Annotated in this window: 17 protein-coding genes, 1 pseudogene and 1 riboswitch; of the genes and pseudogenes, 6 read left to right on the top strand and 12 right to left on the bottom strand. The window is 72.5% G+C overall.

The genetic code is table 11. The features are described from left to right. Window positions 1-12: 12 nt before the first annotated feature. A complete protein-coding gene (locus GA0070609_RS07930; protein WP_088997564.1) occupies window positions 13-354 on the top strand; it encodes a YciI family protein in 342 nt (113 codons plus the stop codon). Then, window positions 351-1550 carry an RNA polymerase sigma factor gene (locus GA0070609_RS07935; RefSeq protein ID WP_088993213.1) on the top strand — a complete coding sequence of 400 codons (1200 nt, stop codon included), beginning with the start codon at window positions 351-353 and terminating at the stop codon, window positions 1548-1550. Before GA0070609_RS07930 ends, GA0070609_RS07935 begins: the two co-directional genes overlap by 4 nt. 11 nt (window positions 1551-1561) lie before the next feature. Here the strand turns inward: GA0070609_RS07935 and GA0070609_RS07940 are convergent, their stop codons facing one another. After that, a complete protein-coding gene (locus tag GA0070609_RS07940; protein WP_231928577.1) occupies window positions 1562-2344 on the bottom strand; it encodes a class I SAM-dependent methyltransferase in 783 nt (260 codons plus the stop codon). Window positions 2345-2367: 23 nt separating this feature from the next. Here GA0070609_RS07940 and GA0070609_RS07945 point away from each other — a divergent pair, with 23 nt between their 5' ends. From GA0070609_RS07945 to GA0070609_RS07955, 3 genes are all read left to right on the top strand, one after another. Next, on the top strand, window positions 2368-2769 hold the full coding sequence (locus GA0070609_RS07945; protein WP_088993215.1) for a helix-turn-helix domain-containing protein: 402 nt from the start codon (window positions 2368-2370) through the stop codon (window positions 2767-2769). Window positions 2770-2882: 113 nt separating this feature from the next. After that, window positions 2883-3659 (top strand): alpha/beta fold hydrolase, encoded by a 777-nt coding sequence (locus GA0070609_RS07950; RefSeq protein ID WP_088993216.1) that lies wholly within the window; start codon window positions 2883-2885, stop codon window positions 3657-3659. Window positions 3660-3743: 84 nt separating this feature from the next. Further along, window positions 3744-4169 (top strand): VOC family protein, encoded by a 426-nt coding sequence (locus GA0070609_RS07955; protein WP_088993217.1) that lies wholly within the window; start codon window positions 3744-3746, stop codon window positions 4167-4169. Between the two features lie 106 nt (window positions 4170-4275). On the opposite strand, the pseudogene GA0070609_RS07960 reads toward GA0070609_RS07955, so the two are convergent. The 7 genes and pseudogenes from GA0070609_RS07960 to GA0070609_RS07990 all read right to left on the bottom strand — a co-directional run. Next, window positions 4276-5779 (bottom strand): annotated as a pseudogene (locus tag GA0070609_RS07960) (MFS transporter); the annotation flags it as partial. A 55-nt stretch (window positions 5780-5834) separates the two neighbouring features. After that, on the bottom strand, window positions 5835-7619 hold the full coding sequence (locus GA0070609_RS07965; RefSeq protein WP_088993218.1) for an IucA/IucC family protein: 1785 nt from the start codon (window positions 7617-7619) through the stop codon (window positions 5835-5837). Beyond that, entirely contained in the window at window positions 7616-8185 is a 570-nt protein-coding gene (locus GA0070609_RS07970) for a GNAT family N-acetyltransferase (RefSeq protein ID WP_088993219.1), read from the bottom strand. Before GA0070609_RS07970 ends, GA0070609_RS07965 begins: the two co-directional genes overlap by 4 nt. Continuing rightward, a complete protein-coding gene (locus GA0070609_RS07975) occupies window positions 8185-9474 on the bottom strand; it encodes a lysine N(6)-hydroxylase/L-ornithine N(5)-oxygenase family protein (protein WP_088993220.1) in 1290 nt (429 codons plus the stop codon). The genes GA0070609_RS07970 and GA0070609_RS07975 overlap by 1 nt, the downstream gene beginning before the upstream one ends. Window positions 9475-9497: 23 nt before the next feature. Then, window positions 9498-11054, bottom strand: a complete 1557-nt coding sequence (locus GA0070609_RS07980; RefSeq protein WP_088993221.1) for a pyridoxal phosphate-dependent decarboxylase family protein — start codon at window positions 11052-11054, stop codon at window positions 9498-9500. Window positions 11055-11147: 93 nt separating this feature from the next. Next, window positions 11148-12404 carry an MFS transporter gene (locus GA0070609_RS07985; RefSeq protein WP_088993222.1) on the bottom strand — a complete coding sequence of 419 codons (1257 nt, stop codon included), beginning with the start codon at window positions 12402-12404 and terminating at the stop codon, window positions 11148-11150. Then, window positions 12401-13111 carry a siderophore-interacting protein gene (locus tag GA0070609_RS07990; RefSeq protein ID WP_088993223.1) on the bottom strand — a complete coding sequence of 237 codons (711 nt, stop codon included), beginning with the start codon at window positions 13109-13111 and terminating at the stop codon, window positions 12401-12403. The genes GA0070609_RS07985 and GA0070609_RS07990 overlap by 4 nt, the downstream gene beginning before the upstream one ends. A gap of 202 nt (window positions 13112-13313) precedes the next feature. Here GA0070609_RS07990 and GA0070609_RS07995 point away from each other — a divergent pair, with 202 nt between their 5' ends. Next, entirely contained in the window at window positions 13314-13892 is a 579-nt protein-coding gene (locus tag GA0070609_RS07995; protein ID WP_088993224.1) for a GNAT family N-acetyltransferase, read from the top strand. Here the strand turns inward: GA0070609_RS07995 and GA0070609_RS08000 are convergent. From GA0070609_RS08000 to aceA, 4 genes are all read right to left on the bottom strand, one after another. After that, the gene (locus GA0070609_RS08000) at window positions 13889-14512 is read right to left on the bottom strand and encodes a LysE family translocator (protein ID WP_088993225.1); all 624 of its coding nucleotides are present in this window, start codon (window positions 14510-14512) and stop codon (window positions 13889-13891) included. The genes GA0070609_RS07995 and GA0070609_RS08000 overlap by 4 nt on opposite strands. Window positions 14513-14515: 3 nt before the next feature. Continuing rightward, on the bottom strand, window positions 14516-14962 hold the full coding sequence (locus GA0070609_RS08005) for an acyl-CoA thioesterase (protein WP_408630660.1): 447 nt from the start codon (window positions 14960-14962) through the stop codon (window positions 14516-14518). A gap of 184 nt (window positions 14963-15146) precedes the next feature. Continuing rightward, window positions 15147-15362, bottom strand: a riboswitch (cobalamin riboswitch). Window positions 15363-15507: 145 nt separating this feature from the next. Next, entirely contained in the window at window positions 15508-17118 is a 1611-nt protein-coding gene (aceB, locus tag GA0070609_RS08010; protein ID WP_088993227.1) for a malate synthase A, read from the bottom strand. Then, window positions 17115-18386: an isocitrate lyase gene (gene aceA / locus GA0070609_RS08015; RefSeq protein ID WP_088993228.1), complete on the bottom strand. Its 1272-nt coding sequence runs from the start codon at window positions 18384-18386 to the stop codon at window positions 17115-17117. Before aceA ends, aceB begins: the two co-directional genes overlap by 4 nt. Window positions 18387-18565: the final 179 nt, after the last annotated feature.

Below are 18565 nucleotides of genomic sequence, written 5' to 3' on the forward strand. Positions count from 1 at the left end.
AAGGTGAACGACATGAGGTACGTGCTGATGTTCGCCGACACCGAGCAGTTCGCCGCCGACCTGGCCGCCATGGACGAGACCGAACGGGAACGGGCCTACGGGCGGGTGCGGCAGTGGTTCGCCGACAACGCCGACAAGATCAGAGGCCACACCCACCTGATGCCGCCGCACACCGCCACCACGGTCCGGTTGGAGGGCGGCGACCCGGTGATCACCGACGGACCGTTCGTGGAGGGCAAGGAGGTCATCTCCGGGTTCGCCGAGATCGACGTGGCCGACCTCGACGAGGCGCTGCGCCTGGTCAGGTCGTGGCCGGCCTGCCCGCTGGTCGAGATCCGGCCCGTCGCCGGGTGACCGCTGCGGCCGAGACCGAGCTGGCCCGCGTGGTACGCGATCACGCGGGCCGGCTCGCGGCCTCCCTGGTGTCGCTGATCGGGGACTTCTCCGCCGCCGAGGATCTGGTGGCCGACGCGGTCGAGGCGGCCCTGCGGCACTGGCCGACCGAGGGCATCCCGGCCAACCCGGAGGGCTGGCTCTACACGGTGGCCCGGCGGCGCGGCCTGGACGTGCTGCGCCGCCACGCGCGCTACCGGGACAAGCTCGTCCTGGCCGCGTGGCCACCGCCGGCGGCGGAGCCGGACGACCGGCTCCGGCTGATCTTCACCTGCTGCCACCCGGCGCTGCCGCGCAGCGCGCAGATCGCCCTCACCCTGCGCGTGGTGTGCGGCCTGACCACCGCCCAGATCGCCCGCGCGTTCCTGATCCCGGAGACCACGGTGGCGCAGCGGATCACCCGCGCCAAGCGGAAGATCGCCGACGCGGGGATCCCGTACCGGATCCCGGACACCGACGAACTCGGTGCCCGGCTGGCCCAGGTGCTGGCCGTGGTCTACCTGCTGTTCAACGAGGGCTACCTGTCCAGCACCGGCGACCGCGTGCAGTCGCGGGACCTGGCCGACGACGCCGAGTTCCTCGCCGCGATGCTCGCCGGTCTGATGCCCACCGAGCCCGAGGTCCTCGGCCTGCTGGCCCTGATCCGGCTGCACCGGGCCCGTGCCGCGGCCCGCTTCACCAGCACCGGCGAGATCGTCCGGCTGCCCGAGCAGGACCGCAGCCGGTGGGACCGGGAGGGCATCGCCGACGCGGCCCGGCTGATCGCCAAGGCCGCCGCGGCCCGGCAGCCCGGCCCGTACCAGTTGCAGGCCGCCATCGTGGCCGTGCACGCCGAGGCACCGACCTGGGCCGACACCGACTGGCCACAGATCGTGCTGCTGTACACCATGCTCGACGGCCTGGCGCCGTCACCGGTCACCAGGCTGCACCGGGCGATCGCGTTGCGATACGTCGCCGGGGCGCGGGCCGCGCTGAGCGAGGTCGACGACCTCGCCGAAGCGCTGTCCGGCTACCACCTGTGGCACGCCACCCGCGCCGAACTGCTGCGCGAGCTCGGCCACGCCGACCAGGCACGCGCCGCCGACGCGCGGGCGTTGGAGCTGACGGTCAACCCGGCGGAGCGGTCGCTGCTGCGGCAGCGGATCACCTGGGCCTGACCGGGTACGGCTCAGCCGGCTGCCGGCGAGGCGGCCGGTTTGCGGGCGTGGATGCGCTCGACCGTGCCCGCCTTGAGCCGTTCGGTCGCCACGACCTCGAATCCGGCGGCCTCCACCAGGGGTAGCTGGCGGCGGGTGAAGTGTTCCCCGGCCGCGCGGATCGTGATCCGCTCCAGCAACCACTGGGCGGCGCGGATCGGCCGCCAGCTGCTACCGATGTGGTCCACCAGCAGCAGCGTGCCGCCCGGCACCAGGACCCGGTACATCTCGGCGATCGCGGCGGCCGGGTCGGGGATGCTGCACAGCGAGAGCGCGCACGCCACCGTGTCGAACGACGAGCCGGCGAAGGGCAACTGCTCGGCGTCGCCTTCGCGCAGGTCGACCTCGCGGCCGAGAGCGGCGGCGCGCTCACGCGCGATGGCCAGCATCGCCGGGCTCAGTTCGAGCCCGGTGACGGTGGTGTCGGGCCGGTAGTGGGGCAGGTTCCGGCCGGTGCCGATAGCGACCTCGAGCACCCGACCCTGCGCGCGCTGACCGAGCCATTCGCGTCCGCCGGCGAACCAGACCCGCTCGAAGAAGGTGATCTGCTTGTCGTAGCTGGGCGCGGTCCTGTCCCACACCCGCCTCTGCCGCGCGGTCGGGGTCTCGCCCGTCCCGGGCCCTGCCGTGTCGGTCATGACCGTCCTCGTCTGTCTGCGGGCTTCCCAAGTTACAACCGCCGTGCGATCAGCACCGCCGGCCGGCAACCGCCGCGGCGGATGCCGTCGGCCGGCCACCGGTTGGCGGACCTGCACCAGCGGCGAGTGAGAATGAACCGGTGAACCGTCCGGCCGCGCCGTTGGCGAGACACCTGCTACGGGTGCGCGATCTGATCGACCGCGCGTACGCCCAGCAGCTCGACGTCCGTGCGCTGGCCCGCAGCGCCTCGGTCTCGCCGTCCTACTTCAGCCGCAGTTTCAAGGCCGCCTTCGGGCAGACCCCGTACCAGTACCTGATGAGCCGGCGGCTGGAACGCGCGAAGGCCCTGCTCCGCGCCGGGGAGCTGTCGGTCACCGAGGTCTGCCTCGCGGTCGGTTTCACCAGCCTGGGATCGTTCAGTGCCCAGTTCCGCCGCATCGTCGGCGAGAGCCCCACCGCCTACCGGCGGCGCGACGGCCAGGAGACGCTGGCCAGGGTGCCCGGCTGCTACGTCCGCATGTGGACCCGTCCACACCACTGACGGCCGGCGGCGGCAAGTGGGTCGTTTTCGAGAAGCCGGCGGATCCGCTGCATTCGTACCGTCGTGACCAGGACCGCGGACGAGCCGCGGCGACGGCACGGACGGGAGCCGCGATGCGGAGGATCACGTCAACGGACGGTACGACGCTCGCCTACGACCAACTGGGCGAGGGCCCGGCGCTGATCCTGGTGGCCGGCGCGGCCTGCGATCGCGGCGTCAACGCGCCGGTCGCCCAGGCGTTGGCCAAGGACTTCACGGTGCTCAACTACGACCGTCGGGGACGCGGCGACAGCGCCGACACGCCGCCGTACGCGCTCGCCCGGGAGGTCGAGGACATCGCGGCACTCGTGGCGGCGGCCGGCGGAACCGCCGGCGTCCTCGGGTTCTCCTCGGGCGCCGCGCTGGCCGCCGAGGCGACCGCCAGCGGGCTGCCCATCGAGCGGCTGGTCATGTGGGAACCGCCGTTCAGCACCGACCCCGACGGTCCACGGCGGGCGAAGGAATACGCCGACCGGCTCGCGGAGCTGCTGGCGGCCGACCGGCGGGGCGACGCGCTGGCGCACTTCATGACGCACGTGGGCGTCCCGCCGGAGGTGATCGCCGGCGCCCGCCGGTCGCCGTACTGGCAGGCCGGCCTCCGGTTGGCTCCCACCCTGGCCCACGACGCCGCCATCCTGGCCGACACCACCATCCCGGCGGCCCGCTACGCCGAGATCGCCGTGCCCACGCTCGTCCTGTCCGGCTCGGAGAGTCCCGAGTTCCTGCGGACCGCCGCCGAACAGACGGCCGGAGCGATCCCGGGCGCCCGGCACGACGTGCTGCCCGGCCAGGACCATAATGTGGCGGGCGAGAGCCTCGCGCCGGTCGTCGCCGCCTTCGCCGGCCGCTGAGTCGTCCGCCGACGCGGCTCGGCCAGCGATCCGGCTCGGCCAGCGATCCGGCTCGGTCAGCGATCCGTCGACAGGGAGCACCTGGTGATCACCGGTATGGCGTTGGTGTGCGTCAACGTCCTGGACATGGACGAGGCCCGCGACTTCTACGTCGGGAAGCTCGGCTTCGAGATCGACATCGACCAGGTACAGGACGGTTTCCACTGGATGGTCGTCCACGCGCCGGCCCAGCCGGAGGTGCCGCTGATGCTCGTGCTGCCCAATCCGCCCGTGGTGGACGGTGACGTGGCGAAACAGCTCCGGTCGCTGGTGGCGACCGGGCACCTGAGCGTCGGTGCGTTCGCCACGCAGGACTGCTGGGCCAGCTACCGGGACCTGCGGGCCAGAGGTGTCGAGTTCATCGAGGAGCCGGAGGAACGCTTCTACGGCATCGACGCCGCCTTCCGCGACCCGTTCGGAAACCACTGGCGGCTCACCCAACGGAAGCCGATCGTCACGCCCCCGCGGTGATCCGACGCCGCACACCGGTCACGGCCGGTGCGGTCGGCGCCGCACTCGCGGCCCCGGCCGTCCCGGCGACCACGGCTGCTGGTGCGGCGTCGCCGGCTGGTTCCCGCTAGTCCGTGCCCGCGTGAGCCGGGACGGCGACGGGTGAACCGGACCGCTCGGCCCGGTGCAGCAGCCCGGCGGCGACCAGCCCGCCGGCCAGGACGGCCACCGCACCCACGGTCTGGCCGGTGGCGAGCGCGTCGGCATAGGCGACGGTGACCGCCTCGCGGTCCGGCCCGGCGGCGGCGAGGGCCGCCGGGAACGATCCGGCGCCGGCCAGCGCGGTGGGCAGCAGCGCGGCGAACCGGGCGTTCAACACGGCGCCCAGCACGGCGATGCCGAGACTGCTGCCGACCTCCGTCATGGTGCCGTCGACCCCGGCGCCGGCGCCGGCCTTCTCCGCCGGGATGGCGCTCATCACCGCCTCGACGATCGCCGGGTTGGCCAGCGCGCAACCCGTACCCATCACCAGCAGGCCGGCGAGCAGCACCCCGTAGCCGTCGGACGGGCCGTGGGTGACGAGCGCGAGACCCGCCGAGAGCAGCCCCATGCCGACCGCGATGGCGGCCGGCAGGCCGAGCCGGCGGATCGCCACCGCGGCGGCGCCGCTGACGTTGAGCAGCACGATGGACAGGGCGAACGGGGCCATCCGCAGACCCGCCTCCCAGGCCGGGTAGCCGCGGACGAACTGCAGTTGCTGGGCGAGCAGGAACAGCGCGCCGGTCGCCCCGAAGGTGATCAGGACGACCCCGGAGACCGCGCCGACGAAGCGGCGGTTCCGGAAGAAGTGCATGTCCAGCATCGGGTCCGGGACCCGCTGCTCCCAACGGACGAAGAGCCAGAGCAGGAGCAGACCGGCCGCGGCCCCGCCGAGCACCTCGGCCGACGCCCAACCCCGTTCCGGCCCGGCGATGATCGACCAGACGATCGCCGTCAGGCCGGCGACGGAGAGCACCACCCCGCCCAGGTCGAGGCGACCGCCGGCCGGATCGCGGGACTCGGGGACCAGCGCGCGGCCCGCCACCAGGCAGACCAGCACGATCGGGATGTTCATCAGGAAGATGGCACCCCAGGGCAGGTGCGCCAGCACGGTTCCACCGATCGGGGGCCCGGCGGCGAACCCCAGCGCGCTGGTGGCCGCCCAGATGCCGATCGCCCGGGACCGCTCGGCCCCGGTGAAGACCTGCATGGCGACCGCCAGCGTGGCGGTGACCAGCAGGGCCCCGCCCACGCCCATCCCGGCCCGGGCCGCGATCAACTGCTCGGCGGTGCGCGCGAGCCCGGCGGCCAGCGAACCGAGCCCGAACAGGACCAGCCCGGCGAGCAGCATCCGGCGGCGTCCGTACCGGTCGACGGCGCTGCCGGCGGTGAGCAGCAACCCCGACAGCACCAGCGCGTACGCGTTGATCATCCACTGCACGTCGGCGGTGCTGGCGTGCAGCTCGGCGGTGAGCACCGGCACCGCCACGGTGAGGACGGTGTTGTCCAGCACCACGACGAGCTGGGCCAGACAGAGCACGGCCAGGATCAGCCACCGGGTGCGGGACGGCCGTGGCGGCCCGTCCGACCGGCCCGGCGTCGCGTCGCCCAGCGGGCCGGGCGGCGCGACGGCAGCCGGGTCGGCGCTCATCGCTTCGGCGCGAAGCGGGCGAGCGGGTTGGCCAGGGTGCCGGCGAACTGGAGCGCGGCGGACGGGTCGGCCAGGTCGACCATCTGCTGGTTGTTGCGCAGCTGCAGGCGGTTGAGGCAGGACAGCGCGAACTCCGCGGCGAACAGGTCGTGGCGGTGCAGCCGGTCGGCCAGGTGGGGCACGCTGTCGGCGTAGTCGGCGGCGCACTCGGCGACCGTCCGCCAGAAGTCGTCCTCGGCCAGCACGCCCTCGCCGTGCAGGATTGCCGCGAGGTGGCGGAGGAAGCAGTCGAAGACGTCGGTGAAGATGGACAGGATCTTCTCGTCCTCCGGAATGGCCGCCCGGATCCGCCGTACCCGCTCGGGCAGGTCCGCCTCCGGGTCCATCACCACGATCTCCTCGGCGATGTCCTTGAAGACCACCCGCTCGACCGCGCCGGCGTGCAGGACGAGGATGACGTTCTCGCCGTGCGGCATGAACGCCAGGTCGTAGGCGTAGAGGCTGTGCAGCAGCGGCACCAGGTAGGCGTCCAGGTAGCGGCGCAGCCAGTCCGCCGGCGCCAGGCCCGACTCGGCGATCAGGGCCCCGGCGAGCGAGCGGCCGTCCCGGTCGACGTGCAGCAGCGAGGCCATGGTGGCGAGCCGGCGGCCCGGCTCCAGCCCGCCGACCGGGCTCTCCCGCCAGAGCGCGGCCAGCATCTTCCGGTACGGGGAGTACCGGTCGGTGGCCGTCTCGTACTGGCGGTGCCGGTAGCCGATCGCGGCCCGCTCCCGGATGATCGACAGCCGAGTGCGCTTGAGCACCGGATCGTTGTCGATCAGGTCGGCCAGCCAGTCGTTGATCGCCGGGGTGGCCTCCATGTACGCGGCGGACAGCCCGCGCATGAAGCCCATGTTCAGCACCGACAGGGCCGTCTTGACGTAGTGCTTCGTCGGGTCGGTGACGTTGAAGAACGTGCGGATCGACTGCTGGGCGAGATACTCGTCCGGCCCTTCGCCGAGGCAGACCAGCCGGCGCCGGGCCACCTCGCCGGCGAAGGTGACGGCGAGCTTGTTCCACCACTGCCACGGGTGCACCGGGATGAGCAGGTAGTCGGCCGGGTCCAGGCCGAGCCCGGTGAGCACGCCGGCGAAGTGCGCGATCGTGTCGGCGCCCAGCTCGGCCCGCACCAGCGTGTCGTAGTCCAGGTCGGCGGCGCAGGTGAAGGTGGTGTGGTCGCGGTTCGCGGCCAACCAGAGCAGCCGCACGGGCGCGGCCGCCTCCGGGGCGTAGCGGTGGTACTCGTGCACCCCGAACCCGATCCGGCCGTTGTTCGCCACGAAGCACGGGTGGCCCTCGGTCATGCCCGTCTCGATGGCCTGGAAGTCCGCCCGGGCCAGCTCGGCGGCGCTCACCGGCGGCTTGCCGAGCTTGTAAGCGGTGCCGGCCAGGGTGGAGGTGATCTCCTCCAGGTAGACCGGCAGGATCGCGTCGGTGAGCCCGAGCGCGCCGCGCAGTTCCAGGCACAGGTCGACGGCGTCGAGCGGCAGCTCCTCGCCGTCCCGCTGCCGGGTGATGCTGTCGGCGTCGACCTGCCAGTGGTCGAGGGCGAGTCGCTGGGCGGCGAAGCGGTACGTCACGGCGCCGTCGTCGCTGCGGACCAGCCACCGGCCGTCGTCGGTCGGCTCGGGGACGACGAGGCGCTCGTGGGTGAACTCGGCGAGGGCCTTGCGCACCAGCAGCCGGTTGGCCGTCGCCCAGGCGTCGGGGGTCAGGTGGTCCACGGCGGCGGTCGGGTTCACGCGGGCACCCCTTCTCGGGTCGCGGTCAGGAACTGGTCCCGGGTGCAGACGCTGAGCAGCGCCTCCTTCTCGGGCTTGCGGATCGGGCCGACGACGGTGAAGCCCACCGCGGCGTTGAGCGCGTGGACGGCGCTGTTGCGCACGTCCGGTTCGACCACCACCCGCCGGGTGGCCGGGTCGGCGAAGAGCCACGCCATCACCGTGGTGATCACCGCACGGGTGAAGCCGTGCACCGGCCGCTCGGCGGGGGCGCAGAGGAAGTGCATGCCGACGTCGCCCTCCGCCGGGTCGTACAGGCCAACGAGTTCGACCCGGGCGGGGTCGTACCGCTCGGCGAGGAAGGCCGGCTCGCCGCGCCACAGGCCCAGGTAGGCGTCGTGGTGCGGGTGCGCGGCGATCCGCCGGTACTCGGCCGCGACCTGGGCCACGTCGGCGTCCTGCATGAGCCAGAACGCGGCCTTGGGGTCGGTGACCCAGCGGTGCAGCTGCGGGGCGTCGGCGTCCGGGTCGAGGGGGCGCAACGCGAACTCGCCGAGCTGGGCGTCGATCCGGGTGAACCCGGCCATCACGCCACCCCCGCCGGCGCGCCGAACTCCTGGAAGGCGATGCTCTTCTCGATCGGGTAGTGCTCGCGGCCGGTCAGCTCCCGGATGATCCACGAGTTGCGGTACGGACCCATGCCCAGGTCGGGTGAGGTGATGCTGTGCGTGTGGGTGCCGGCGTTCTGCAGGAAGATCTCCCGGCCGGTGTGGTCGATGCTGTAGTTGCGGGCCACCTCGAACCGGCCGCGGCCGTCCCGACGGATCCGATCGCGGATCGGGGTCAGGAACTCGGGAACCCGGTAGTGGTAGCCGGTGGCCAGCACCAGCCCCTCGGTGTCCAGGGTGAAGTCGCGGCCCTGCTCCACCTGGCGCAGCCCGAGGGCGTACGTCCCGGTCGCGGCGTCGTGGCTGGCGCTGGTCAGCTCGGTGTTGGTGAGCAGCCGGGTCGGCACCGGCCCGTGCACGCTGTGGGCGTAGAGCTGGTCGTAGATGTCGTTGATCAGGTCGGCGTTGATCCCCTTGAACAGGCCCTTCTGCTCGGCCTCCAGCCGGTAGCGGGTCGGCTCGGGCAGCGCGTGGAAGTAGTCCACGTAGTCCGGTGAGGTCATCTCCAAGGTCAGCTTGGTGTACTCCAGCGGGAAGAACCGGGGCGAGCGGGTGACCCAGTTCAGCTGGTAGCCGTGGCCACCGATGTCGCCGAGCAGGTCGTGGTAGATCTCCGCGGCGCTCTGCCCGCTGCCCACGACCGTGATGCTGCGCTTGGCCCGCAGCGCCTCCCGGTGCTCCAGGTACCGGGAATTGTGGATCAGGTCGCCGCCGAGACCGGCGCAGGCGTCCGGGACGTACGGCGGGGTGCCGGTGCCGAGCACCAGGTGCCGGGCCCGGTGGGTGACCGGCCCGTCCGCCGTGTCGGCGTGCGCCACGTAGCGGCCGTCGGCCTTGTCGTACTCGACGGCGGTGACGGCGTGCCCGAAGCGCAGGTTCGGCAGCTTCCCGGCGGCCCACCGGCAGTAGTCGTTGTACTCCGCGCGGAGCGGGAAGAAGCTCTCCCGGATGTAGAAGGGGTAGAGCCGGCCGGTCTCCTTGAGGTAGTTGAGGAAGGAGTACGGCGAGGTCGGGTCGGCGAGGCTGACCAGGTCGGCGATGAACGGCGTCTGCAGCCGGGTCGACTCGAGCAGCATCCCGGGATGCCAGTCGAAGCCGTCCCGGGCCTCCAGGAACACCCCGTCCAGGTCGTCGATCGGTGCGGTCAGGCAGGCCAGGCCGAGGTTGTACGGGCCCAGGCCGACGGCGATGAAGTCGTGGGTCGACATGCGGTTCTCCAAACGGCGGGGCGTCAGCCGACCGGGCAGGACAGCTCGGCGGCCGAGCTGGCGCGGGCGTACCAGGCGGCGTGCTCGGCGATCAGGTCGAGGACGTGGGCGATGTCGGCCACCGTGGTCTCGGGGTTGAGCAGGGTGAACTTCAGGTAGTGGGCACCGTCCACCTTGGTGCCGGCCACCAGGGCGGCGCCGGAGGCGGCCAGCGCCTCCCGGGCGTGCAGGTTCGCCTCGTCGGTCAGGCTCGGGCCGGCGCCGTCGGGGAGGTAGCGGAACACCACGGTGCTCAGCTGCGACCGGGCGGCCACCTGGAAGCGGGGATCGGCGTCGAGCAGTTGCCAGGCCTCGGCCGCGAGGTCGACCACCCGGTCGAAGAGCGCGCCGACGGCGTCCGGGCCCATGATGCGCAGGGTCAGCCAGAGCTTGCACGCGTCGAAGCGGCGGGTGGTCTGGATGCTCTTGTCGACCTGGTTGGGGATGCCCTGCTCGGCGGCCCGGGCGGGGTTGAGGTAGTCGGCGTGCCAGGTGGCGTGCCGCAGCATCCGCCCGTCGCGGACCAGCAGCGCGCTGGAGCTGACCGGCTGGAAGAAGGACTTGTGGTAGTCGACGGTCACCGAGTCGGCCCGCTCGATGCCGTGCAGCAGGTGCCGGCGGGTGGGGGAGACCAGCAGGCCGCAACCGTAGGCCGCGTCGACGTGCAGCCACACCCCGGCCGCCGCGCAGATCTCGGCGATCTGGGTCAGCGGGTCGATGGTGCCGAAGTCGGTGGTGCCAGCGGTGGCCACGACGGCCATCACCACCAGGCCCTCGCGCCGGCAGCGGTCGATCGTGCGGGCGAGCTCGTCGGTGCGCATCCGCCGGCCTGCGTCGGTGGGCACGGTGAGGACCGCGTCGCTGCCCAGCCCGAGCATCTTGGCGGCCTTCTGCACGCTGAAGTGTCCGGCGGCGGAGGTGACGATCCGCAGTCGGGCGAGCACCTCCGTCCGGGCCGGGCGGGTCGCGGCCGCGCCGACCACCCGGCGGTACGCCTCCTCGCGAGCCAGCAGCATCGCCTGCAGGTTCGACTGGGTGCCGCCGCTGGTGAAGACGCCGTCGGCGGCGGCGCCGAGGCCGATCCGCCCGGCCGTCCACTCGATGAGCCGCCGCTCCATCAGGGTGGCCCCGGCGCTCTGGTCCCAGGTGTCCAGCGAGGAGTTGACCGCGCTGAGCATCGCCTCCCCGAGCAGCGCCGGGATCACCACCGGGCAGTTGAGGTGGGCCAGGTAGCGGGGGTGGTGGAACCACACCGCGTCGCGCAGCCAGAGCTCGTTCAGTTCGTCGAGGGCGGCGTCGGTGTCACCCAGCGGCCGGTCCAGGTCGATGCCGGCGATCAGGGGAGCCAGCGCCTCCGGCGTGACGCCGGTGAACGGCCGGTCCGCGCCGGCCACCCGGTCGGCCACCCGGTCCACACCCTGGCTCAGTACGCGCTGGTAGCGCGCGACCGAACCGGCGTTGAACAGGTGGGCCCGGGCGGCGGACAGGTCGGGGACGGCCCCGGTCGACGAGCTGTCGAGCGTGCTTCCGGTCAGGCTCATGCAGGTCCTCAGGTCGAGGTGGACATGATGGGCGCCGAGCGCCGAAGTTAGGTTAGCCTAACCTAACAGATCGTCAAGTGGGGGGTCGGCGGTTCATCCCACCGGGGCCACGTCCCCCACGGCCGGGCGCCGGTCGGGCGCCTCGACCAGCAGCCGGCGGGGGCGGTGTCGCCGCTGATGTGCGATGCCGAGCACGACGCCGGCGGCCATCAGCACGATGGACGCGACAGCGACCGGGGCGTAGCCCACGCGTTCGGCGGCTGCCAGCCCGACCGAGGAAGCCACGAACGAACAGACCAGCCCGAACGACGACAGCACGGTGAAGTCGGTGCCGCCGGTGTCGGGCCGCGAATAGTCCATGTTGACCGTGTAGAGCACCACGTTCGCCACCGTGTACGCCGCCAGGAAGCAGCAGAGGGCGACCACCGTCCCGGCCAGCGGTGCGCGCCCGTTCATCAGCGGCAGCAGCAGCACCGTCGACAGCCCCAGCGTCACCCCGCCGGCCACCAGCACCCAGCTCCGCCCGAGGCGGGCGATGCCGAAGCCGGCCAGCAGACCGGCCACGATCGCCGGTGCGCTGGTCACCACCCCGGTCACCACGCCGATCCGGCCCAGCGACCAGCCGGCGTCGACCAGGGCCGGCGTGACCAGCGCGTAGGCCATCCCCGCGCCGACGTAGACCAGCGGCACCACCCCGAAGGTCCACCACCGGCAGCCGGGCTGACCGAACACCGACAGCAGCGCCCGGTAGGCCGCGCCGACCCGGGGGACCCGGTCGGTGCGGGTGGGCTCCCGGAAGCGCCACACCACCAGCAGCCCGACGGTGGTCAGGGCGGCCAGCAGGCCGATCGCCGGTACCCAGCCGACACGGTCGTAGACCAGCACGCAGGCGCCACCGCCGAGCAGGTTGCCGAGATAGCTGGCGGCCACCTGGATGCCGTTTCCCACGCCCCGGGCCGACTCGGTCAGCAGCCGGACGGCGACCGCGTCCACCGCGATGTCCTGGGTGGCGGAGAAGAAGACGTACGCCGCGCAGATGGCGACCACCGGGCCGAGCTGCTCGGCGGGGCGGGTGAACGGCAGCAGCGCCAGCAGGGCCAGCACCAGGGCGGCCTGGAGCACCAGCAGCCAGGACCGGTGGTGGCCGCGGTGGCGGGACCCGTAGCGGTCGAGGATCGGCGCCCAGAGGAACTTGATCGGCCAGATCAGGCCGACGACCTGCAGCAGCGCCAGGGTGTCCAGCGACGTCCCGCCGTCGCGCAGGATGGCGGTCAGCCCGACGGTGATGAAGCCGATGCCGAGGTACTGGGTGACGTACAGCGCGGTCAGCGTGCCGAGGCGGCCCTTCACGCGGCTCTCCAGTAGCCGAGCGAGGTGAGCTGGTGCTTGTCGACGCCCAACGTGCGCCGGATGTGCCGGGTGATGGTGCGGGTGGCGGCCGCCTCGCAGGCGACCCAGTAGTGGGCCGAGTCGCTGGCGGGCAGTGCGCTGCAGACCGTGTCGACCAGGTGCTGACCGGTGTCCTGGCGGGGCACCCAGGTGACGTCGTGGTGTGCCCGGGTCCGCGGCGCGAGCGCCTTCTCACCCTCGTGGGCGTACTCCAGCCAGACCGTCGCCGGGATGTCGGCGCCGGCGTCGAGCAGGCTGTTCACCGCCGGCAGGGACGCCGCGTCACCGACCAGGTAGAGGTGCTCGGGCTCGGGGTCCGGCAGCCGGAACGCGCTGCCCTGAACGGTCGCGTCGATGGTGTCGCCGATCTGCGCCGTGGTGGCCCACCGGGCGGCACAGCCGTCGTGGAGGGCGAATTCGAGAGTGAACCGCCCGGTGGCCGGGTCGGGGTCCACCAACGTGTAGGCGCGCTGGTGCGCCCGGCCGTCGTTGTCGAACCACAGCCGGATCCACATCGTCGGGTGGACCCCGCACGCCTCCAGCAGGCCACCGCCGTCGAGGAGCAGCCGCTGGTAGTGCCCGTCGACCGACTCGGTGCCCAGCACGGTCAGCCGGAAGTCCCGGCCTCCCATGGCCTTGAGCGCCAGGGCCTCCCAGTTCCGTTTCACGCACCCCTCCAGGCAAGGTCTGCCTTCGTTAGGGCAGGGTAACCTAAGTTGACGGTCGACAGAACAGGCGTGTCCCCGACACCGGCCCGCGAGGGCGTCGAGGCTGGTCGATGGCATGCGCGGGGTGGCGCGACGACGCCGCCGGGCCGACCGGCACCCCGGCCCGGCCCCTCCGCACCGGCGTAGCTAAGGACAGCGCACCATGATCTATCAGGAGAAGATCTCCGGCCTCGGCGAGTTGTCGCTCGTGACCGTGGCACCCGACCGGCACGCCGAACTGCTGCACGGCTGGGTCACCCAGCCCCGCAACTCGTTCTGGGGGATGGGTGGCCACACCGTCGAGCAGGTGCACGAGATCTACGCGTTCATCGACAGCCTGCCAACCCACCACGCCTACCTGATCACCGTCGACGACGAGCCGGTCGGGCTCTTCCAGACCTACCAGCCCGGGGCCGACCCGGTCGGCGAGCGCTACCCGGTCCAGCCCGGCGACATCGGGATGCACCTGCTGCTCAACCCCGGCCGGCGGTACGCCCGCGGCCTGACCACCGCGATCGGTCCCGCGCTCGCCCGGTTCCTGTTCCGGGACCCGGCCGCGCAACGGATCGTGGTGGAGCCGGACGTGCGCAACCAACTGGCCCTGCGTCGCCTGGAGTCCGAGGGCTTCACCTTCGGCTCCGAGATCGACATGCCGGACAAGCGCGCCCAGCTCGCCTTCCTGACCCGGGCCCGGTTCGAGGCGGACCACCCCGACCCTGGAGTGAGCCCGTCGATCCGCTAGCTGGCCGCCAGGCGGATCCCGAGCGCGACGAAGGCGACGGCGCAGATCCGGTTGATCCGACGTGACCAGCGGCCGTCGGCCAACCGGCCGGCGAGCCGCCCAGCGCCGGCGCCCAGGGCGATGTCGACGGCGAGCTGCACCGCCACGAACAGCGCGCCGAGCAGGACGAGCTGGGCGGTGACGTCACCGGCTGCCGGGTCGACGAACTGGGGCAGGAAGGCCACGCTGAACAGGATCATCTTCGGGTTGAGCAGGTTGGTCACCAGCCCGCGCAGGAATGCCCGGCTGGCCCGGCCACCCTGCTCCGTCACCGCGTCGACGGGACCGCCGGCGCCGCGTAGCGCCCGTACGCCGAGGACGATCAGGTACGCCGCGCCGGCCCAGCGGATCGCGGTGAACAGCACCGGCGACGCCGAGACCAGCGCGGCGAGACCGCAGACGACCGCCGCGACGTGCACCGCCTCCCCGGCGGCGACGCCGAGCGCGGCGACCACCCCGGCGCGGGTGCCGTAGCGGGCGGCGTTGGCCAGGACGAACATCATGTCCGGACCGGGAGTGACCATGAGCACGACGATGGCGGCGAGGTAACCGGCGAGGGTCGCCGCGGACACACCGAGCATCCCTCAGCCCTCCCCGGCCCCGTCGAGCAGGGCCTGCCGCAGTGCCAGCCGGTGCTCGCGGCGGATCTCCGCCTCGCGGTAGCGGCGCCGGTCGCCGTCGGTCTGCGGCAGCAGCGGCGGGACGGTGCGGGGCTGGCCGGCGTCGTCGATGGCGACCATGACCAGGTGCGCGGTGGCCACGTCGGTGGGTGGCACCGCGCGGTCCCAGCGGTCCGCGGTCACCTTGACGGCCACCTCCATCGAGCTGCGGCCGGCCCAGGTGATCCGGGCGTCGACGTGGACCACGTCGCCGACCCGCACCGCGCGCAGGAACGCGGTCTCGTCGATCGCGGCGGTGACCGCCGGCCCGTCGGAATGCCGCGCGGCGACCACCCCGGCGACCGAGTCGATGAGATTGAGGATCCGGCCGCCGTGGACCGTGCCCATCAGGTTGGTGTGGTGCTGGTCCATGATCTGCGACAGGGTCAGGTGCGACGCCGACGGGGGTCGGCCGGCGATGGTGGTGGTGTCGTGCACAGCGGTAGTCCGTCCTCGGGAAGCACACCGTCGATCCCGCCGGCGCGCACGTCGAGGAACACGCTCGTGGCGCGTCACCCGCCCGACCCACCCGCGAGGTCGACGGCAGCGCACACACCTCGTGTGCGCAGCGCGGGCAGGTCTTCGGACTCGCGGGCGCGACCGGGCGTGCCGGTCTCCTACTGGCCGTCGCTTCCCAGACCTCGCGGTCCAGTGCGTGGTGACGGCGGTCGTTCCCACTCACCGCTGCGGGGCAGTCCCGGACTTGCACCGGGTTCCCTCTTACGACGCCCGGCCGAACCCGGCCGGGCGAACCAGCGCCGGGTGACAGCCTATTCGATCGACGACGCTCTGCCTCCATCGCGGGCGCTGGCAAGGGTGATTCGGGCCGGCACCCGGCCGAGCCGAATCGGAGCACCGGCCGGAGCCGGGAAGGTCCGAAGGGACCTTCCCGGCTCCGGCGCGGGCGCCGACCGCGGTCAGCCGGCCGACAGGTCGGGCTTCCGGTTCGGACGGAGGTACCGGGCGTAGGCACCGGTGGTGAAGAACGCCGGCAGGTCCTCGCCGAGGGCGGTGTCCTCGACGATCCGTGCGGCCTGCTCGGCGCGGTCCCGCTCGGTGCCTTCGCGTCCCGTGGTCAGGGCGGTGAGTTCCGCCGCGAGGATCGATCGGACCAGGTCCTCCGTCACGCAGCCGCCGTCGGCCAGCGGAGTGCCGTGGTGCAGCCACTGCCAGACCTGGCAGCGGGCGATCTCGGCGGTCGCGGCGTCCTCCATCAGGTTCCACAGCGCCACCGCGCCGGTGCCGCCGAGCCAGGCGTCGACGTAGCGCAGCGCCACCGCGATGTTGGACCGCAGTCCCGCGGCGGTGACCTGGCCCGGGGTCTTGTCGACGGCGAGCAGGTCGGCGGCGGTGACACTGACGTCGTCCCGGAGCCGGGCGAGCTGGTTCGGCCGCTCGCCCAGCACCGCGTCGAACTCCGCCCGGCAGGTGTCGACCAGGCCCGGGTGGGCGACCCAGGAGCCGTCGAACCCGTCGCCGGCCTCCCGCCGCTTGTCCGCCCGCACCCGGCCGAGGGCCACCTCGTTGACCTCCGGGTCCCGGCTGGGGATGAACGCGGCCATCCCGCCGATGGCGTGCGCCCCGCGCCGGTGACACGTCGAGACGAGCAGTTCGGTGTAGGCGCGCATGAACGGCACGGTCATGGTGACCTCGGACCGGTCCGGCAGCACGAAGTCCGGCCACTGCCCGAAGTTCTTGATGACACTGAAGATGTAGTCCCACCGTCCGGCGTTGAGCCCCGCCGAGTGCTCGCGCAGCTCGTACAGGATCTCCTCCATCTCGAAGGCGGCGGTGATGGTCTCGATCAGGGTGGTGGCCCGGATGGTGCCCTGCGGCAGGCCCAGGTACCGCTGGGCGAAGACGAAGATGTCGTTCCACAGCCGCGCCTCGCGGTGGCCCTCCAGCTTCGGCAGGTAGAAGTAGGGCCCGGCGCCGGCGTCGAGCTGCCGTCGGGCGCAGTGGAAGAGGTAGAGCCCGAAGTCGACCAGGCTGGCCGAGATTGGCCGGCCGTCCACCGCGATTCCCTTCTCCACGAGGTGCCAGCCGCGCGGCCGGACCACGATCGTGGCCAGCTCCTCACCGAGGGCGTACCGCTTGCCACGCGGGTCGGTGAAGTCGATCCGCCGGTCCAGGGCGTCGATCAGGTTGAGCTGCCCGCTGATGACGTTGTGCCAGGTCGGGGCGGTGGCGTCCTCGAAGTCGGCGAGCCACACCTTGGCGCCGGAGTTGAGCGCGTTGACGGTCATCTTGCGGTCGGTGGGTCCGGTGATCTCGACCCGCCGGTCGACGAGACCGGGTGCGGGCGGGGCCACCCGCCAGGTGGGGTCGGCGCGGATCCCGGCGGTCTCCGGGAGGAAGTCGGGCAGTTGGCCGGTGGCGTACCGGTCGCGGCGGGCCCGGCGGGTGTCCAGCAGCGCCACCCGCCGGGCGGCGAACTCGCTGTCCAGCGCGACCAGGAAGTCCAGCGCCTCGGGGGTGAGGACCTCGTCGAACCGTTCGGCCATCGGGCCGATGACCTCGTACCTCATGCGAACTGCTCCTCCTCGGTGGAGCCGCGCAGGGCGGTGGTCTCGGCGGCCGGGTTGAGCACGGTGCTGATCAGGTCGAAGTAGCCGGTGCCCACCTCGCGCTGGTGCTTGACCGCGGTGTAGCCGGCCGGCTCGGCGGCGAACTCCCGCTCCTGCAGCGCCACGTAGGCGGACATGCCGTCGGCGGCGTAGCCACGGGCCAGGTCGAACATCGAGTAGTTGAGGGCGTGGAAGCCGGCCAGGGTGATGAACTGGAACTTGTATCCCATGTGGCCGAGCTCCCGCTGGAACTTGGCGATGGTCGCGTCGTCCAGGTGCTTGCGCCAGTTGAACGACGGCGAGCAGTTGTAGGCGAGCAGCTGGTCCGGGTACTCGGCCTTGATTGCCTCGGCGAAGCGGCGGGCGACCTCCAGGTCCGGGGTGCTGGTCTCCATCCAGAGCAGGTCGGCGTGCGGGGCGTACGCCAGGCCGCGGGCGATGCACGGCTCGACCCCGGAACGCACCCGGTAGAAGCCCTCGGCGGTCCGCTCGCCGGTGACGAACGGCCGGTCCCGCTCGTCCACGTCGGTGGTGAGCAGCGTGGCGGCCTGGGCGTCGGTGCGGGCGATGACCACCGAGGGCACGCCCGCGACGTCGGCGGCGAGCCGCGCCGCCTCGAGGGTACGGATGTGCTGGCCGGTCGGGACGAGCACCTTCCCGCCGAGGTGGCCGCACTTCTTCTCGGCGGCGAGCTGGTCCTCCCAGTGCACCCCGGCCGCGCCGGCCGTGATCATCGCGGTCATCAGCTCGTACGCGTTGAGCGGTCCGCCGAAGCCGGCCTCGGCGTCGGCGACGATCGGCGCCAGCCAGTCGGCTCCCCCGGTGTCGCCCTCGGCGGTGGTGATCTGGGCGGCGCGCAGCAGGGCGTTGTTGATCCGGCGCACCACCGCAGGCACCGAGTTGGCGGGGTAGAGGCTCTGGTCGGGGTAGGTGTGCCCGGCGAGGTTGGCGTCCGCGGCCACCTGCCAGCCGGAGAGGTAGATCGCCTTGAGGCCGGCCCGGACCATCTGCACGGCCTGGTTGCCGGTGAGCGCGCCCAGGGCGTGGATGTAGTCCTCGCTGTGCAGCAGGCGCCACAGCCGTTCCGCCCCGTGCCGGGCCAGGGTGTGCTCCTCCTGGATCGCCCCGCGCAACCGCACCACGTCCTCGGCGCGGTAGCTGCGCCGCACCCCCTGCCAACGCGGATCGGTCTCCCACTCGGTACGCAACTGCTCAACGGCGTTCTGCATGATGTCGTCCTCTCGAATGTGCGGTGACGCCGGTAGACCCGGACGTGCGGCGTGGCGGCGGGAATTCGACGCCGACCCGGCGTGTCGCCAACGGTCACACGACGTCGAGGGCCGGTCGAGGGACGGAAGAAGCCAAGTTCTGGGAATTTTCCACGCCATTTTGCGAAGTTGTGAACGGG

Source organism: Micromonospora echinaurantiaca, assembly GCF_900090235.1.
In the GTDB taxonomy this organism is placed as follows: domain Bacteria; phylum Actinomycetota; class Actinomycetes; order Mycobacteriales; family Micromonosporaceae; genus Micromonospora; species Micromonospora echinaurantiaca.

Bases quoted from the DNA above. Each gene is read 5' to 3' on its own strand.
- GA0070609_RS07930 (WP_088997564.1), top strand. From the start codon at position 13: ATGAGGTACGTGCTGATGTTCGCCGACACCGAGCAGTTCGCCGCCGAC.
- GA0070609_RS07950 (WP_088993216.1), top strand. From the start codon at position 2,883: ATGCGGAGGATCACGTCAACGGACGGTACGACGCTCGCCTACGACCAA.
- GA0070609_RS07970 (WP_088993219.1), bottom strand. From the start codon at position 8,185: ATGGCCGGGTTCACCCGGATCGACGCCCAGCTCGGCGAGTTCGCGTTG.
- GA0070609_RS07975 (WP_088993220.1), bottom strand. From the start codon at position 9,474: ATGTCGACCCACGACTTCATCGCCGTCGGCCTGGGCCCGTACAACCTC.
- GA0070609_RS07980 (WP_088993221.1), bottom strand. From the start codon at position 11,054: ATGAGCCTGACCGGAAGCACGCTCGACAGCTCGTCGACCGGGGCCGTC.
- GA0070609_RS07995 (WP_088993224.1), top strand. From the start codon at position 13,314: ATGATCTATCAGGAGAAGATCTCCGGCCTCGGCGAGTTGTCGCTCGTG.
- GA0070609_RS08000 (WP_088993225.1), bottom strand. From the start codon at position 14,512: ATGCTCGGTGTGTCCGCGGCGACCCTCGCCGGTTACCTCGCCGCCATC.
- GA0070609_RS08005 (WP_408630660.1), bottom strand. From the start codon at position 14,962: ATGGACCAGCACCACACCAACCTGATGGGCACGGTCCACGGCGGCCGG.
- aceB (WP_088993227.1), bottom strand. From the start codon at position 17,118: ATGAGGTACGAGGTCATCGGCCCGATGGCCGAACGGTTCGACGAGGTC.
- aceA (WP_088993228.1), bottom strand. From the start codon at position 18,386: ATGCAGAACGCCGTTGAGCAGTTGCGTACCGAGTGGGAGACCGATCCG.